The sequence below is a fragment of the Streptomyces sp. YIM 130001 genome, assembly GCF_003574445.1.
Lineage (GTDB): Bacteria > Actinomycetota > Actinomycetes > Streptomycetales > Streptomycetaceae > Streptomyces.
Genome location: NZ_KZ984551.1, coordinates 272,764 through 289,071 on the forward strand (window position 1 = coordinate 272,764; position 16,308 = coordinate 289,071).

Genomic DNA, 16,308 nt, shown 5'->3' on the forward strand with positions numbered 1-16,308 from the left:
CTTAGGTTTACCTAAGCTAACTCATGGTCAGGGAGGCCTCCGTGGCGGAACGTCCGGAACGCAAGAAGCCGAAGGCGCACCTCGGGGAGGTCCTGCGCACCGAAACGCTCACCCCGCACATGCAGCGGGTCACCCTCGGCGGCGACGGCCTGTCAGAGTTCCAGGCGGGAGACTGCACCGACCACTACGTCAAACTGCTCTTCCCGCCGGAGGGCGTGAGCTACCCCGAGCCGTTCGACATCCAGCAGATCCGCGCGGAACTCCCGCGCGATCAGTGGCCCACCACGCGCACCTACACCGTGCGCAGCTGGGACCCGGAGAGCCGCGAGCTCGTGATCGACTTCGTGGTGCACGGCGACGAGGGCCTGGCCGGCCCCTGGGCGGCGAATGTGAAGCCGGGCGAGACCCTGCGCTTCCAGGGTCCCGGCGGCGGTTACGCCCCCGGGGGCGACGCCGACTGGCACCTGCTCGTCGGTGACGAGAGCGCGCTGCCCGCGGTCGCGGCAGCGATCGAGCGGATGCCCGCCGGAGCCCTGGTGCACGCGTTCGTCGAGGTGTCGGGCCCCGAGGAGGAGCAGCAGGTCACCGGCCCCGAGGGCGTGGAGATCGTCTATCTGCACCGGGGGCGGCGGCCCGTCGGCCAGCTCCTGGTCGAGACCGTCTCCAGACTCGACTTCCCGGCCGGCCGGGTCCAGGCCTTCGTACACGGCGAAGCGGGCTTCGTGAAGGAGATCCGCCGCCAGTTGCGGGTCGACCGCGAGATCCCGCGCGAGGACCTCTCCATCTCCGGCTACTGGCGCCTCGGCCACAACGAGGACGGCTGGCAGGCCTCCAAGCGCGACTGGAACGCCACCGTGGAGGCGGAGCAGGAAGCGGACACCGCTGTGCCGCAGGCTCCCGCCCAAGCCTGAACCCGGCTCCCGGGACTCGATCGCCGGACGGACTGTTCGCCAGTACGTCCGGCGATCTCTGTTCCCGTGGGGGGAGTTCGCGACCGGGCGGTGGGGCGCTGATCGGCGCAGGGTCGCGACACCCGGCCCGAAGCGGGACCGCGCCCGATGGACCAACCGGGCCCACACGCCCCATACCCTGGCCCGATGGCCAGACGGAAACGACAGCGGACCCCGCCCGCCCCCTTGCAGCAGCGCAGCGGTATCGACCCGATGCGGTTGCGTATGCCCGCGGACGGCGACTGGCCGACCCTCCGTGACCACCTGGTCGACCGGCTCCCTGCGGACGCCCCGACCGTGGATGCGATGATCCGGCGCGGCGAGGTGGTGGACAAGGACGGTCGGGCCATCGACGCCCGCACGCCGTTCACTCCGGGCGCCCATGTGTGGTTCCACCGTGATCTGCCGGCGGAGCCCCTGGTGCCGTTCCCGATCCGCGTCGTGTACCGCGACGAGCAGGTGCTGGTCGCCGACAAGCCCCATTTCCTGGCCACCACTCCGCGCGGCCGGCACGTCGCCCAGACCGCGCTCGCACGCCTGAGGCACGAGCTGGATCTCCCCGGGCTGTCACCCGCCCACCGTCTGGACCGCCTCACGGCCGGCCTGGTGATGTTCACCGTCCGCCCGGAGGTACGCGGCGCCTACCAGCTCCTCTTCCAGCAGCACCGCGTCCACAAGGAGTACGCGGCGGTGGCCCCGTACCGCCCGGACTTGGAACTCCCGTGCACCGTACGCAGCCACATCGAGAAGATCCCCGGCATCATCGCGGCCCGTGAACTGCCCGACCGCCCCGTCAACAGCGAGAGCCGCATCGAACTGCTCGACCATCGGCCGCCCGAGCACCTGGGGCTGCCCGAGCACCGGTACGGAACAGCCCGCTACCGGCTGCTCCCCCGCACCGGCCGCACCCACCAGCTGCGGGTGCACATGAACAGACTCGGCGTCCCGATCCTCGGCGATCCGGTCTACCCGGAGGTCGGAGACCCGGACCGGGCCGACTTCACCCGGCCGCTGCAACTCCTGGCCCGTGTCCTGGAGTTCACCGATCCGATCACCGGCGTCCGGCACCACTTCGAGACGTCCAGGACCCTCGAGGCCTGGGACGACCCCGCCGCCTGGGCGGGACAAGCGCCCCCGCCCGACGGACCACCGGCGGAGCCGGACCCGGCCGCGGCATGACCACCGCCCGCCGTCAGCCCACCGACGAGTAGGCGACCACTCCGCGCCGCAGTGCGTCCACGGCCTTGCGCGCGTTCTTGCCGACCGTGCTGTCCTCGGTCGGTGCGGCCGCCGAGATCTGCCCCAGGACGTCGATGACCTGCTTGCACCAGCGCACGAAGTCGCCGGCGGGCATCTCGGCCTCGCGCAGCACCTCGTCAAGGCCCTTGTCGGACGCCCACATGTACGCCGCCCAGGCGAAGCCCAGATCCGGTTCACGCTGGCCGACGCCCTCCGCCTGGCTGATCCGGAAGTCCTCCTCCAGCGCATCGAGCCGGCCCCAGATCCGCACCATCTCGCCGAGTGCCGCCTTGGCCTGCCCGGACGGCAGCTTCGGCGCGATGGCGTCGTCGGCCGCACGCGCCTCGTACACCAACGCGGAGACGCAGGCGGCCAGTTCGGCCGGGCTGAGGCCCTCCCAGACGCGCTCGCGCAGACATTCGCTGGCCAGCAGGTCCAGTTCGCCGTAGAGCCGGGCGAGACGCTTGCCGTGCTCGGTGACCTCGTCCCCGCGCAGGTAGTCCAGTTCGCCGAGCAGTTTGACGATCCGGTCGAAGGTCCGCGCGATGGTGTTCGTACGACCTTCGATGCGGCGCTCCAACTGCTTGGTGTCCCGCTGCAGTCGGGTGTACCGCTCGCCCCAGCGGGCGTGGTCCTCGCGCTCGTCGCAGCCGTGGCAGGGATGCGCCTTGATGGCGGCACGCAGCCGCGCGATCTCGCGGTCGTCCACGGCGGCCGAGCGTCCGCGCCGGTGCTTCTCGGGCCGCACGTGCCCCGCCTTGGTCCGCAGCGCGGAGGCCAGGTCCCGACGGGACTGCGGGGAGCGGGGGTTGAAGGACTTGGGGATCCGCATCCGCTCCAACGCCTCCACCGGCACCGGGAAGTCCATCGCCGCGAGCCGCTTGACCTGGCGCTCCGCGGTGAGGACCAGCGGGCGCGGGCCGTCCACCTGGTCGAACCCACGGTGGCCGTTCGACCGCCCCGCGGAAAGGCCCGGGTCGAGGACCAGGGCGAGACCGGCGAACTTGCCCGTCGGCACATGGATCACGTCACCGGGCTTGAGCTTCTCGAGTGCGGTGGCCGCGGCCGCCCTGCGCTGCACGGCTCCCTGCTTGGCCAGGTCGTTCTCCCGGTCCTTCAGGTCGCGGCGCAGTCCGGCGTACTCCTCGAAGTCGCCGAGGTGGCAGGTCATGGAGGCCTTGTAGCCGGCCAGTCCCTCCTCGTTGCGCTGGACCTGGCGGGAGATGCCGACCACCGCACGGTCCGCCTGGAACTGCGCGAAGGACGTCTCCAGCAGTTCCCGCGAGCGATGCCGCCCGAACTGCTGGACCAGGTTCACCGCCATGTTGTACGAGGGCCGGAAGCTGGAGCGCAGCGGGTAGGTACGTGTCCCGGCGAGGCCGGCCAACGCCTCCGGGTTCATGCCACGCTGCCAGAGCACCACGGCGTGCCCCTCGACGTCGATTCCTCGGCGCCCCGCGCGACCGGTGAGCTGGGTGTACTCGCCGGGGGTGATGTCGGCGTGCTGTTCGCCGTTCCACTTGACGAGCTTCTCCAACACCACCGAACGGGCGGGCATGTTGATGCCGAGGGCCAGGGTCTCGGTGGCGAACACGGCCTTGACCAGGCCGTGCAGGAAGAGCTCCTCGACGACCTCCTTGAACGTCGGCAGCATGCCCGCGTGATGGGCCGCGATACCGCGCTCGAGGGCCTCTATCCACTCGAAGTACCCGAGGACGTGCAGGTCTTCGTCCGGAATGGCCGCCGTGCGCTCCTCGACGATCTCCCGCACCCGGCGTCGACCGGCCTCGTCGTTGAGCCGCAGGCCGGCGTAGAGGCACTGCTGGACGGCGGACTCGCAGCCGGCCCGGCTGAAGATGAAGGTGATCGCCGGCAGCAGGTCCTCTGCGTCGAGCCGCTCGATGACCTCGGCGCGCCCGGGTGTCCAGATTCTCGACCGCTGACGGCGCTCCCGCTCGCGGTCGGCCTCGCGCATGTTCCGCCCGCGGCGCCGGTCACGGCCGTGCACCGGTCGACTGGCCTCCATCCGGGCCATCCGCGTGAGGTCGGGATTGACCTCGCGCTTCTTGGCCGAGGACTCCTCCTCGAACAGGTCGTACATCCGCCGCCCCGCGAGCACGTGCTGGAACAGCGGGACGGGCCGGTGCTCGGAGACGATCACCGCGGTGTCACCGCGGACGGTGTCGAGCCAGTCGCCGAACTCCTCCGCGTTCGACACGGTGGCCGAGAGGGAGACCAGGGTCACCGACTCGGGAAGGTGAATGATCACCTCCTCCCAGACGGCACCGCGGAAGCGGTCGGAGAGGTAGTGGACCTCGTCCATCACCACGTACCCGAGGCCGAGCAGCGACCGGGATCCCGCGTAGAGCATGTTCCGCAGGACCTCGGTGGTCATGACGACCACCGGAGCGTCGGAGTTGACGCTGTTGTCCCCGGTGAGGAGGCCGACCTTGTCCGAGCCGTAACGGCGGGCCAGATCCGCGTACTTCTGGTTCGAGAGCGCCTTGATCGGCGTGGTGTAGAAACACTTCTTGCCCTGGCTCAGGGCCAGGTGCACGGCGAATTCGCCGACGATCGTCTTGCCCGATCCGGTGGGGGCGGCGACCAGCACGCCCTTGCCCGATTCGAGTGCCTGGCAGGACTCGATCTGGAACGGGTCCAGACCGAAGTCGTACATCTCGCGGAAGGACGCGAGTGCGGTGGCCTGCTCGACAGCGCGCTTACGTGCTGCCTCGTACCGCTCGGCCGGTGAGAGGTCCTCTGTCATCTTGTCGTCGAGCCTACCCGCCACCACTGACACAGGTCGTGGTCTTATCCACGCACCGGCCGGACCGGGCCCGGCCCCGTCAGGTGCTACGGGACCAGCACGGTCACCGCCCGGGGCACGCACTCGGCGGTCAGCGGCAGCGGGCCGAGCGGCTCTCCGTCCGCATACCCGGTGGTCGCGGCCGCTTCCAGGGAGATCTTCGAGACCCGGTGCACGGTGACCTTCGGGTGGCTGAGATGCGTGCCCTTGTAGACGCGCGGAAAGACCTTCAGGAGCGTCGCGCGGCTGCAGTCCCCGACGATCGTGACGTCGAAGAGCCCGTCGTCCATCTCCGCGCCGGCGCAGATCCGCATGCCCCCGCCGTACGAGGTCCCGTTCCCCACCGCGATCAGCGTGGCCTCGATCTCGCGCGCCGGGCCGTCGTCGAGTGCGATACGGAACGGGGTCGGCCGGAACGCGGCGAGTTCGGCCAGGATCGCCAGGTCGTACTTGAAGCGGCCACGCGGCCACCGCATGCGGTTGCCCCGGTCGTTCACCCGTGAGTCGAAGCCTGTCGCGAGCACCGAGCCGAACCAGCGCTCGCCTGCCCGCCCGAGGTCCAGCTCGCGCAGTCGGGCACCCTTGAGCGCCTCGGCCGCGGCCCGTCCCGCCTCCTCGGGGGCGAGCACCGGCAGACCGAGCGCGCGGGCGTAGTCGTTGCCGGTGCCGACGGCGACCAGGCCGAGCGGGGTGCGGGTGCCGGCCACCGCCTGCAGCGCCAGATTCGCCATTCCGTCGCCGCCGACGGCTATCAGGGCCCCGGTCCCCGCGTCCACCGCCTCGCGGGCTCGGGCCAGGGCGTCGGCGGCGTCGGCCCCGAGCACCGTACGCACGGAGAATCCGGCCTTCCGCAACGCCGAAGCGGCCGGCTGCGCCGCGCGGGCGCCCCGGCCGCGTCCCGCGGTGGGATTGACGAAAAGGGTGACGTCGCTGGTCACTGAGGGTCCCCCCGTCCGGAACAGGTGCGCGAGGACCCTACAAGATCAGGTGACGTCGTCGAAACCGTTCAGCCGCCGGTCCTTGTCCGTGCTCGCTGAGCTCGCCTGCTCCGGCAGCGCCCGGGCGGACGGTACGGCCGCCACCTCGTCGACGCCCGCGGGGGTCAGGTCGATGTCGGAGGCCTCGTCGTCGTCGAGCTCGGCGTCCGGGTTGTTGCGCAGCCGGCGACGGTCGTTGATCAGCGAGAAGGCGACGGCGATGAAGTAGAGCACGATGATCGGCCCGGCCAGCGCGATCATGCCGACGGGGTCGGTGGTAGGTGTCACCACGGCGCCGAAGACGAAGACACCCATCACGACGCCGCGCCACCAGCCGACCATGCGACGACCGGTCACCACACCGGTCATGTTCAGCATGATCAGAAGCAGCGGCAGCTCGAAGGAGATCCCGAAGACGAGCACCATGCGGACGGTGAAGTCGAGCAGGTCGTCCAGGGCGAGGATGTTCGCCGAGCCGTCGGGGGTGATGCCGAGCAGGACCTTCATGCTGATCGGCAGGATCACGTAGGCGAGGTAGGCACCCCCCGCGAACAGCGGGACGGCCGCGCCGACGAAGGCGTAGGTGTACCGCCTCTCGCTCTTGTGCAGGCCCGGCGCGACGAACGCCCAGAGCTGGTACAGCCACACCGGGCTGGCCACGATGATGCCGGCCATGAGGCTGACCTTGACGGTCGTCGTGAAGGGGGAAAGCAGGGTGTTGAAGGAGACCACGGCACAGCTGCCGCCGGTGCTCTCGCCCAGACCGCCCTCACAGCGCGGCACCGGGTCGGAGAGGAACCGCATCAGGTCCTCGCTGTAGAACGCGGCCACGATCGTGACCACGGTGATGGCGAGCAGCCCTTTGGCCAGCCGGTTACGGAGTTCGCGCAAGTGGTCCGCGAGCGGCATCCGGCCCTCGGGGTCCTTCTCCAACTTGCGGGCAGACTTGGGCAACCCACGTCCTCATCTCGTGCGGCAGGCCTGCCTGGGCCTGCTCCGGATCAGCGCTGCGTCGTACGGTCGGTCGGCTCGTTCACGGGGCGTGAGGTGCTCACGTCACCGGGCGAGGCCTGGATCGTACGGGGAGCGGCCTGGTCCGTCGCCGCGTCCTCGTTCGGCGGGTCGGCCGGGGTGTTCTGCGGCTCGTCCTTCTTCATCTGCTTGGCCTCGCTCTTGAGGATGCGCGCGGACTTGCCGAGCGAACGGGCCATGTCCGGAAGCTTCTTGGCTCCGAACAGCAGGATGACGACGACGAGGATCAGGATGATCTCGGTGGTGCCGAGCCTACCCATAGCTGAATACCTTCTTCACCGAGACGACAGGTGTCATGTGCGGTGGCCGGACGTACGTCCGACCCCGGGGCTTGGCAGCGATCGTAACCCGCAGGAGTAAACGCAGGGCAATGCCTGTGCATACTCCCCGTTGCGCTCCCACCTCGTCCCGGGACCACTGTTCTTGCAGCGTACTCGCCAGGGTGCCGGAGGTGACAGGGTCCGTACCGGAGTCGGACGCATCGGCTCCGGTGACCGGTCAGACGGTGTCGTGCCCCGCGCGGGCCGCATCGGTCGCCGCCCGCTCCAGTTCCTCGGCCGCCTGGTTGATCTTCACGGCGGTGGCGGAAACCTGCCGGCCCAGGCGCCTGACCTCCAGGAACACCCGCATCGCGAGGACTCCGAGCAGGGCGAGACCGCAGAACCCCAGGGCGATCGCGAGCATGGGCCAGAACATGCGCGCCACCCTAGACGGTGGAGTGCAGCTTCAAGGTCCGCACCCCGCCCCCGGTGAGAAGTTCGACGATCCGCTCTCCGGCCGGCTTACGCACCGATACGCCGCATTCCGGGCAGGTGAACGAGTAGAACGTGGTGCGCCGGCTGGCCCCGATCGCAAGCCGCAGCGCGCCCGCGGAGAGTTCGAAGTGCGCACGGCAGTCGGGGCAGGCCGCACGGAAGACAACCGGGACGCGCGTGGCCCCGGCCACGGTCGACACCACCGTCATACCGGCTCCCCCTGCTCCTCGTAGGCGGCGAGCGCCTCGGCCGCGGCCCGCCGCGCGCTCACCGCGAGTTCCGGCGGCGACACGATCCGTCCGTCCCGGCCGAGCCGCAGCGCAAGACGCCGCAGTGACGCCGGGTCGGGCGTGCGAAGTGCGATGCGCAGCCCGCCGTCCGCGGTGTCCTCCGCGCTGTCGTGCGGATAGTACTCGGCGACCCAGCGGCCGGACGGGCCCACCTCGATGACGACCTCCGGGTCGTCCGCGGACGGCTGCACCAGACCTTCAGAGAGATCCCGAAGCTCCAGCTCGGGCGGCGCGGCAGCCTCGTCGAGGATCCGGATCTCGGCCACCCGGTCGAGCCGGAAGGTACGCCGCGCCTCGGAGCGCAGGCACCAAGCCTCCATGTACGTGTGGCCGAGGGCGAAGAGACGGATCGGGTCGACCTCGCGCTCGGCCAGCTCGTCACGGGCCGGCGAGTAGTACTTCAGCCAGAGCCTGCGCCGCTCCGAGATGGCCCGGTCGACCTCGGCGAACACGCCGCCCTCCGACTCGAAGGTCACCGAGAGTCGGTCGCTGGCCCCGGCGACCTCGCCGGCTGCGGCCTCCAGCTTGGCCGTGGCCCGTACCAGCGCCTCCCGGTCGCTCTCGCGCAGACCCGGCAGTGTGGCCACCGCCCGGGCCGCGACGAGCAGTGCCGTCGCCTCGTCCGCCGCGAGCCGCAGCGGGGCGGCCACGTCGTCCGGGTTGTGCCACCAGATCCGCTCACCGTCGGTGTCGATGTCGAGCAGGTCACCGCCGCGGAAGCTGGTCCCGCACAGCGGCAGTACGTCGAGGTCGGAGATCAGCTCGTCCTCGGTGACACCGAAGGCGCGGGCGACGTCCCCCACCCGGGCGCCGGGGCGCTCGCGCAGATAGGTCACCAGGGACAGCATCCGCCTGGTCTGGTCGATCGCGTTCGCAGCCATGTGCGCTCGGTCTCCCCCTCAGTCCTTGGCCACGGCGCGCAGCCGGTCCACCACTTCGGCCCGCAGCTCCGCGGGTTCGAGCACCACTACGTCCGGCCCGAACTCCACCAGCCAGGCGTCCAGGCCGTGCCCGTACGGGATCTCCAACTCGTCCCAGCCGTCCCCGAGTTCCCGCTGAGTCGTGGCCTTCGCCCGCAGCGGGTAGCCGGCCTCCGAGCGCAGCCGGATCCGTGCGGAACGCTCGGCGATCTCCCCGGCCCAACTCGCCACCGTCTCCCGCACGGTCACCACGTCGGGTACCGCGGCGGAGAACTTCCCGGCCTTCGACCGGACCCGGCCGGTGATCCGGGACAGCCGGAAGACCCGCTCCGCGGCGCGGTCGGTGTCCCAGCCCGCCAGATACCAGTGGCCGCGCCAGCACTCGAGCGCCCAGGGCTCCACATGCCGGGTGGCGGGCCGTGCGGCGGTGGCCTTGCGGTAGTCGAAGACGACGGGACGGCGATCGCGGCAGGCGAGCATCAGCGGCTCGAACGCGGCCTCGTGCACGGGAATGCGGGGCTCGAGGGCGCTGTGCGTCTCGCGGGGCTCAGCGGCCTCCTCGGGCATCCCGGCCGCTCGCAGCTTCTGCAGTGCGCCGCTCGCCGCGCCCGCGAGGCGCGCCTGCTGCCACACCTTCGCAGCGAGGCCCAGTGCCGCCGCCTCCTCGGCGTCGAGGGTGACGGGCGGCAGCCGGTTGCTGTCGCGGCGGGCCAGATAACCGGTGTCTCCGTCCAGGTTGTCGACCGTCTCGATGACCAGGCCGAGCTCGCGCAGATCGTCCTTGTCCCGCTCGAACATCCGGTTGAAGGCGTCGTCCGACGCGGCCTCCAGGTAAGCCTCGATCGACCCGCGCAACTCGCGTTTGCTGAGCGGCCGTCGCGTACCGAGCAGGCACAGCGCCAGATTCATCAGCCGCTCGGCCTTGGCAATCGCCATCGACGACCTACACCTTCCCCAAAGAGCGCTCCTGGACCGTCGACCGTACCGCCCCGGGGTGTCGCGGCAAAAGCCGAGGGCCCCCGCCGACAGGCAGGGGCCCTCGCCGGGGACCGCACAGGCGGCCCCGGGCGCTCACCGGACGGGCCGCCCATCGGCGGACCCGTCGGGGATCAGACGGAGACCAGGTCGCAGACGAAGATCAGCGTCTCGCCCGGAGCGATCCGGCCGCCGCCGGCACCCCGGTCGCCGTACGCCAGGTGCGCCGGGATGGTCAGCTGGCGGCGACCGCCCACCTTCATGCCCTGAACGCCCTGGTCCCAGCCGGAGATGACCTGGCCGGCACCGAGCTGGAAGGCCAGCGGGGTGCCGCGGTTCCAGCTGGCGTCGAACTCCTCGCCGGAGGAGAAGGAGACACCCACGTAGTGGACCTGGACGGTGTCGCCCGCCTTGGCCACGGGGCCGTCGCCTTCCCAGATGTCCTTGATCTCGAGGTCGGCCGGGGGCTCACCGCCGGGGAAGTCGACCTCAGGCTTGTCGATGCTCACACGTGCTCCTGTGCTGTTCTGCGGATGGGCAACCGGGACAGTCTTACAGAACGGCCAGGATGTCGACGGAGAAGACGAGCGTGGAATTGGCCGGGATGCCCTGCTGCTTCTTGTCGCCGTAGCCGAGGTCCGGCGGCACCACGATCATCACGCGGCTGCCCGCCTTCTTCCCCTTGAGGCCCTGCGACCAGCCCTTGACGACCTGCGACAGCATGAACTGGGCCAGCTCGCTGCGCTTGTAGGTCGAGTCGAACTCCTTGCCGCCGTCCCACAGCACGCCCTTGTACTGGACCAGGACGCCGTCGGACTCCTTGAGCTCCGGGCCGTCCCCCTCGATGACGTAGCTGGACACCAGCTTCTTGGGGGCGTCCTTCTCGGGAACCTTGATGGACGGGGCCTTGCCGTCAGTGTTCGTCCCGATCTTCGGCAGGTCCATGTTGCTCTGCGCCACGTCCTTGCCCTTGGCGGAGCTCTTGCCGTTGAAGGTGCCGACGATGTCGACCACGAACACCAGGGTGTCCGTGCCCTTGATGCCACCCTGCGGGTTGCCCTGCTTGCCGTAGCCGAGGGCCGGCGGGATGGCCAGCTGCACCCGGCTGCCGATCTGCTTGCCGACCAGCGCCTGGTCCCAGCCCGGGATGACCTTGCCGGTCCCGATCGGGAACGCGGCCGGCTTGCCCCGGTCGTAGGAGTTGTCGAACACCTTGGCCGTGTCCCAGATCTGGCCCAGGTAGTCGGCCTGCAGATAGTCGCCCTTGACGACCTTGCCGCCCTTGCCCGCGACCAGCGTCTTCACCGCGAGGTCCTTCGACGGCTTGCCGGAACCCTTCGCCACGGTCGGCTTGTCACCGAACTTCGTGCCCTTGGTGACCTCCGGCAGCGGCCCGTCCACAATCTTCGCGTTGGGCGCCTGGGACTCGGAAGGGCTCTTGCTGGACTTGGCCTTGGACTTGTCGGCCTCGTCGTCACCGCAGCCGGCAAGCGTGAGCAGTCCTGCGGGAACGGCGAGAAGTAGGGAACGTCGGCGCACGGGGGCCTCATCATCGGTCGATCGTCGTGGTCGGGTGCGCGCAACTCTACGACGTGGAGAAGGCGCCGTACGAGCAACGTACGGCGCCTCGCGTTGCGTTCCGCATCAGAGCAACACACCCGTGACACGGACCGCGCTGCTTGCCTCCCGGCTCACCTACCGCCTCACATACCGGCGATCAACTTCTCCACCCGGTCGTCCACCGACCGGAACGGGTCCTTGCACAACACCGTGCGCTGCGCCTGGTCATTGAGCTTCAGGTGCACCCAGTCGACGGTGAAGTCCCGGCGCTGCTCCTGCGCACGCCGGATGAAATCGCCGCGCAGCCGGGCCCGAGTGGTCTGCGGCGGCACCGACTTGCCCTCGAAGATCTTCAAGTCGTTGCAGATACGCGCCGCTTGCCCCTTCTTCTCCAAGAGGTAGTAAAGACCCCGACGACGGTGAATGTCGTGATACGCGAGGTCTATCTGCGCGACCCGGGGATGCGACATGGTCATGTTGTTCTTCGCCCGGTACCGCTCGATGAGCTTGTACTTCATGACCCAGTCGATCTCGGTGTCGATCCGGTCCAGGTCCTCGTCCCGGATCGCCTCCAGAGCACGGCCCCACAGCTCCAGAACCCGCTCCACCGTCCCGGTACGGATCCCGCGCCGCTCGCAGAAGTCCACGGCCTTCTCGTAGTACTCCTGCTGCACCTCGAGCGCCGAGGCCTCACGGCCACTGGCAAGACGCACCTTGCGCCGCCCCGTGATGTCGTGACTCACCTCCCGGATCGCCCGGATCGGGTTCTCCAGCGTCAGGTCACGCATCACCGTGCCGGCCTCGATCATGCGCAGCACCAGGTCGGTCGCCCCGACCTTCAGCATCATCGTCGTCTCGGACATGTTGGAGTCGCCGACGATCACGTGCAGACGGCGATAGCGCTCCGCATCCGCATGCGGCTCGTCCCGGGTGTTGATGATGGGCCGGGACCGGGTGGTCGCCGAACTGACACCCTCCCAGATGTGCTCGGCCCGCTGACTGACGCAGTAGACCGCACCCCGCGGGGTCTGCAGCACCTTGCCCGCACCGCACAGCAGCTGACGGGTGACCAGGAACGGAATCAGGATGTCCGCCAGCCGGGAGAACTCCCCGTGCCGGGCCACCAGATAGTTCTCGTGGCAGCCGTAGGAGTTGCCGGCCGAATCGGTGTTGTTCTTGAAGAGGTACACGTCGCCCGCGATTCCCTCCTCGTGCAGGCGGCGTTCGGCGTCGACGAGGAGGCCTTCCAGGATGCGTTCCCCGGCTTTGTCGTGGGTGACCAGCTCGGTCACGTTGTCACATTCCGGGGTGGCGTACTCCGGATGGGAACCCACGTCGAGGTAGAGGCGGGCGCCGTTCCGCAGAAACACATTGCTGCTGCGGCCCCATGACACGACTCGGCGGAAGAGGTAGCGCGCCACTTCGTCAGGCGACAGACGGCGCTGTCCCCTGAACGTGCACGTGACGCCGTACTCGTTCTCCAGCCCGAAAATGCGGCGGTCCATGACTGAACATTACGCCTGATGACCCGCGCTGAAACCGTGTTCGGCCGCACCGTTTCGATCACTTTCCGACGCACCGCCAGTACCCGTACCACGCCCGGGAACTGCGAGGACCCGACTCGTCGCCACCAGAACGAGCAACGCCGCCACTCCCCCGGCCCCCGCCACGACGAACCCCCACGCCGTCCCACCGACCTCGACAGCCGGTCCCGCAACGCCCGTTCCCAGCGCCGCACCCACCCCGAACGTCGTCACCAGCCAGGAGAACGCCTCGGTCACCGTGCCCACCGGAGCATGCCGGTCCACCACGATGAACGCACACGCCAGCGACGGCGCCAGGAACAACCCCGACACCACGGCGAGCAGACACATCGCCACCACACCAGGAGTGAGCGCCAACGGCAGATAGCCCAACGCGAGCAGCCCCACCAGAATCCGCAGCCGCCGCTCCGGCACACCGGCCCACTGCCGCGCCCCGTACAGCGCACCACCCACCAGGGCGCCCAGACCCAGCGCCGCCATCAGCCAGCCGTACACCGACTCACGGCCGTGATCGTCCGCGTACGCCACCCCCGCCACCGTGATCGACCCCAGCGCAAGCCCCACGAAGAAGAACGAACCGAGCAGCGCCAACAGCCCCGGCGACCTCAACGCCCCCAGCCAGTGCGCCTCACGCGCCGCCGACCGCCAGGCGCGCGACGGCTCCGACACCACCACCGACAGAGCGCCGACCACACCGATCACATTGATCACCAAGAGCGCCGCGCCCGCCGACCAGAGCGACACCACCAAGGTCACCAGCAGCGGGCCGACGGTGAACATCACCTCCTGCGCCACCGCATCCAGCGCATACGCCGCGTGCACCCGCTCCGAGCGGCCGAGCACACTGGGCCACAGCGCCCGCAGACCGCCCTCGAGCGGCGGCGTGAACACACCGGCCATCGCCACCGCCGCATACGCGAGCGGCAGCGCATCGATCCCCACCAGGGCGAACGCCGCCATCCCGAGCCCCGAGAGCAGCGCAGCCGGCAGCATCACCCGCGGCTGCCCCCGCAGATCCACCGCACGCCCGAGCAGCGGCTGCCCCACCGCCGTAGCGATCCCGTACACCGCCGCGAGGGCACCCGCCAGGCTGTAACTGCCGCCCTCCGCACGCACGAACAGCACGATCGCGATGTGCCCGGTGGCATTGGGCAACCGGCCCACCAACGTCCCCGCGAGCAACCGCGCCGCATGCCGGGTGCGCAGCAGATCCAGATATCCCGAGGCCATGGCCCGCCCTTCGACCCCATCAAGTTTTACGTATAACGTTCGGGGCCATACGTACCATGAACGCCAACCACAGGTCCACCGCACGGACCCGGACCACCGCCCCGCAGACACACCCGGCGACCCCGCCCCACGGAGACACTCGTGACCACACCCGCCGCGAGCACCCGCCCCACCGGCAAGGACGTCGCCCGCGCCGCCGGCGTCTCCCAAGCCGCCGTCTCCCTCGTCCTCGCCGACAAATGGCACGGCCGCGTCTCCCCCGACACCGCACAACGCGTCCGCGACGCCGCCCACCGCCTCGGCTACCGCCCCAACGTCGCCGCCCGCAACCTCCGCCTGGGCACCACCCGCACCGCCCTCCTCGTCGTACCGGCCCTCACCAACGACTTCTTCGCCCGCGTCTACACCGGCGCCGCCGACATCGCCGCCCAACACGACTTCGGCGTCGTCGTCTACCCCTCACCCACCGGCATCGGCCCCGCCAAAGACCCCTTCTCCTCCGCACGCTCCGCCCTCGACGGCGTCATCGCCTCCTCCATGGCCGCCACCTCGCTCACCGCCATCCGCGGCGCCGCGCTCCCCCTCGTCATGCTCGACAGCGACCCCGACGACCCACTACCCGCCACCCACGTCAACCTCGCCCTCGCCGAGGGCATGCGCCAGGTCGCCCACCACCTCACCGCACTCGGGCACCGGCACATCCTCCACCTCGCCGCCGACATCGACTCCTGGACCTTCGCCGTACGCGCCCGCGCCCTGGCCGCCGCACTCCGCACCACCCCCGGAACGCACCTGAGAACCGCCCCCACCCCCCTCACCGTCCACGGCGCCCTGAACACCACCCTCCACGCCCTCGACACCACCGGCCCACGCCCCACCGCACTCGTCTGCGACGACGACCTCATCGCCGCCGGCGCCTGCAAAGCCGCCCGCCGACTCGGTCTCCACATCCCTCAGGACCTCTCCATCACCGGATTCGACGACCTCACCCTCGCCACCGCACTCGAACCCGAACTCACCACCGTCCACCTCCCCGCCGAACAAGTCGGCGAACGCGGCATGCAAGCCCTCCTAGCCCTCCTGGACGGCCACACCCCCCGCACCGACCCACTCCCCACCACCCTCGTCGTACGCGACTCCACCGCCCCGCCCCCCGACTGACCCACCCCTGGACAGCACTGCGCCCCCGCACCGCAGAAGCAGCACGAGGGCGCAACGGACCGACACAAGCCGGCGACTACTCCTCAGCGTCTCCCGAGGACGACGACTCCGAAGCGTCACCCTCCGCCTCATCAGCCCCCGCACCCGAATCCGGCACGAGCAACCCCGACAACTGCTCCCCCACGATCCGCCGGAACTTCCGCTGCTGCGGCCGCGTACGGTCAAGAACCGCCACCTCGAGGCGCTCCGCAGGAATCTCCCGCTCACCGCCGTTCGGCTCCCGCGACAACGCCTTCACCGCAAGCTGCAACGCCTCGGCCAACGTCATCCCGTCCCGATGGCGCTGATCAAGGAAATTACTGATCATCTCCGAATTGCCACCCACGGCCACCGAACCGTGCTCATCCACGATCGACCCGTCGTGCGGCAACCGATAAATCTGATCACCCTCGGCCTCACTACCGACCTCGGCAACCACCAACTCCACCTCGTACGGCTTCTCCGCATTGCTCGAGAAGATCGTGCCGAGGGTCTGCGCGTACACGTTCGCCAGACCGCGCGCCGTCACATCACCACGGTCATAGGTGTAACCCCGCAGATCCGCATAGCGCACACCACCGATCCGCAGATTCTCGTACTCGTTGTACTTGCCGGCGGCCGCGAAACCGATCCGGTCATAGATCTCGCTGAACTTGTGCAGCGCACGGGACGGATTCTCGCCGACGAACACAATGCCGTCGGCAAACTGCAGCACAACCAGGCTGCGACCGCGCGCAATACCCTTCCGGGCATACTCCGCCCGGTCGGCCATGGCCTGCTGAGGTGAGACATAGAACGGCGTCGACACCGGCTACCCGTCCCTTCCTGTC

16 protein-coding genes are annotated in these 16,308 nt (G+C 69.7%); 3 read left to right on the forward strand and 13 right to left on the reverse strand.

Going from position 1 to position 16,308, the window contains the following annotated elements; genetic code table 11:
* Positions 1-41: 41 nt before the first annotated feature.
* Together DSC45_RS09045 and DSC45_RS09050 are read left to right on the forward strand one after the other, a co-directional pair.
* Positions 42-911 carry a siderophore-interacting protein gene (locus tag DSC45_RS09045; RefSeq protein ID WP_119289223.1) on the forward strand — a complete coding sequence of 290 codons (870 nt, stop codon included), beginning with the start codon at positions 42-44 and terminating at the stop codon, positions 909-911.
* A gap of 186 nt (positions 912-1,097) precedes the next feature.
* Complete coding sequence (locus tag DSC45_RS09050; RefSeq protein ID WP_119288880.1) at positions 1,098-2,129, forward strand: pseudouridine synthase; 1,032 nt, start codon at positions 1,098-1,100, stop codon at positions 2,127-2,129.
* Between the two features lie 13 nt (positions 2,130-2,142).
* Here the strand turns inward: DSC45_RS09050 and DSC45_RS09055 are convergent, their stop codons facing one another.
* From DSC45_RS09055 to DSC45_RS09110, 12 genes are all read right to left on the reverse strand, one after another.
* Positions 2,143-4,956, reverse strand: a complete 2,814-nt coding sequence (locus DSC45_RS09055; RefSeq protein WP_119289225.1) for a DEAD/DEAH box helicase — start codon at positions 4,954-4,956, stop codon at positions 2,143-2,145.
* A gap of 86 nt (positions 4,957-5,042) precedes the next feature.
* On the reverse strand, positions 5,043-5,933 hold the full coding sequence (locus tag DSC45_RS09060; RefSeq protein WP_119288882.1) for a diacylglycerol kinase: 891 nt from the start codon (positions 5,931-5,933) through the stop codon (positions 5,043-5,045).
* Between the two features lie 45 nt (positions 5,934-5,978).
* The gene (gene tatC / locus DSC45_RS09065) at positions 5,979-6,881 is read right to left on the reverse strand and encodes a twin-arginine translocase subunit TatC (RefSeq protein WP_119289227.1); all 903 of its coding nucleotides are present in this window, start codon (positions 6,879-6,881) and stop codon (positions 5,979-5,981) included.
* Between the two features lie 92 nt (positions 6,882-6,973).
* On the reverse strand, positions 6,974-7,264 hold the full coding sequence (gene tatA, locus DSC45_RS09070; RefSeq protein WP_119288884.1) for a Sec-independent protein translocase subunit TatA: 291 nt from the start codon (positions 7,262-7,264) through the stop codon (positions 6,974-6,976).
* 238 nt (positions 7,265-7,502) lie between these two features.
* A complete protein-coding gene (locus DSC45_RS09075; RefSeq protein WP_119289228.1) occupies positions 7,503-7,700 on the reverse strand; it encodes a hypothetical protein in 198 nt (65 codons plus the stop codon).
* 10 nt (positions 7,701-7,710) lie between these two features.
* The gene (locus tag DSC45_RS09080; RefSeq protein WP_119288886.1) at positions 7,711-7,968 is read right to left on the reverse strand and encodes a hypothetical protein; all 258 of its coding nucleotides are present in this window, start codon (positions 7,966-7,968) and stop codon (positions 7,711-7,713) included.
* Positions 7,965-8,930, reverse strand: a complete 966-nt coding sequence (locus tag DSC45_RS09085; protein WP_119288888.1) for a helix-turn-helix transcriptional regulator — start codon at positions 8,928-8,930, stop codon at positions 7,965-7,967. The genes DSC45_RS09080 and DSC45_RS09085 overlap by 4 nt, the downstream gene beginning before the upstream one ends.
* Positions 8,931-8,948: 18 nt before the next feature.
* On the reverse strand, positions 8,949-9,905 hold the full coding sequence (locus tag DSC45_RS09090; RefSeq protein WP_119288890.1) for a helix-turn-helix transcriptional regulator: 957 nt from the start codon (positions 9,903-9,905) through the stop codon (positions 8,949-8,951).
* Between the two features lie 173 nt (positions 9,906-10,078).
* Positions 10,079-10,453, reverse strand: coding sequence for an FKBP-type peptidyl-prolyl cis-trans isomerase (locus DSC45_RS09095; protein WP_119288892.1), 375 nt, complete (start codon positions 10,451-10,453; stop codon positions 10,079-10,081).
* Positions 10,454-10,496: 43 nt separating this feature from the next.
* A complete protein-coding gene (locus tag DSC45_RS09100) occupies positions 10,497-11,483 on the reverse strand; it encodes an FKBP-type peptidyl-prolyl cis-trans isomerase (RefSeq protein WP_119288893.1) in 987 nt (328 codons plus the stop codon).
* A 164-nt stretch (positions 11,484-11,647) separates the two neighbouring features.
* A complete protein-coding gene (gene pafA, locus DSC45_RS09105; protein WP_119288896.1) occupies positions 11,648-13,009 on the reverse strand; it encodes a Pup--protein ligase in 1,362 nt (453 codons plus the stop codon).
* Between the two features lie 9 nt (positions 13,010-13,018).
* Positions 13,019-14,278, reverse strand: coding sequence for an MFS transporter (locus tag DSC45_RS09110; RefSeq protein ID WP_119288898.1), 1,260 nt, complete (start codon positions 14,276-14,278; stop codon positions 13,019-13,021).
* Between the two features lie 141 nt (positions 14,279-14,419).
* Here DSC45_RS09110 and DSC45_RS09115 point away from each other — a divergent pair, with 141 nt between their 5' ends.
* The gene (locus tag DSC45_RS09115) at positions 14,420-15,439 is read left to right on the forward strand and encodes a LacI family DNA-binding transcriptional regulator (RefSeq protein WP_119288900.1); all 1,020 of its coding nucleotides are present in this window, start codon (positions 14,420-14,422) and stop codon (positions 15,437-15,439) included.
* A 76-nt stretch (positions 15,440-15,515) separates the two neighbouring features.
* On the opposite strand, the gene prcA is transcribed toward DSC45_RS09115, so the two are convergent.
* Positions 15,516-16,286, reverse strand: a complete 771-nt coding sequence (gene prcA, locus DSC45_RS09120) for a proteasome subunit alpha (RefSeq protein ID WP_119288901.1) — start codon at positions 16,284-16,286, stop codon at positions 15,516-15,518.
* Between the last annotated feature and the right edge of the window lie 22 nt (positions 16,287-16,308).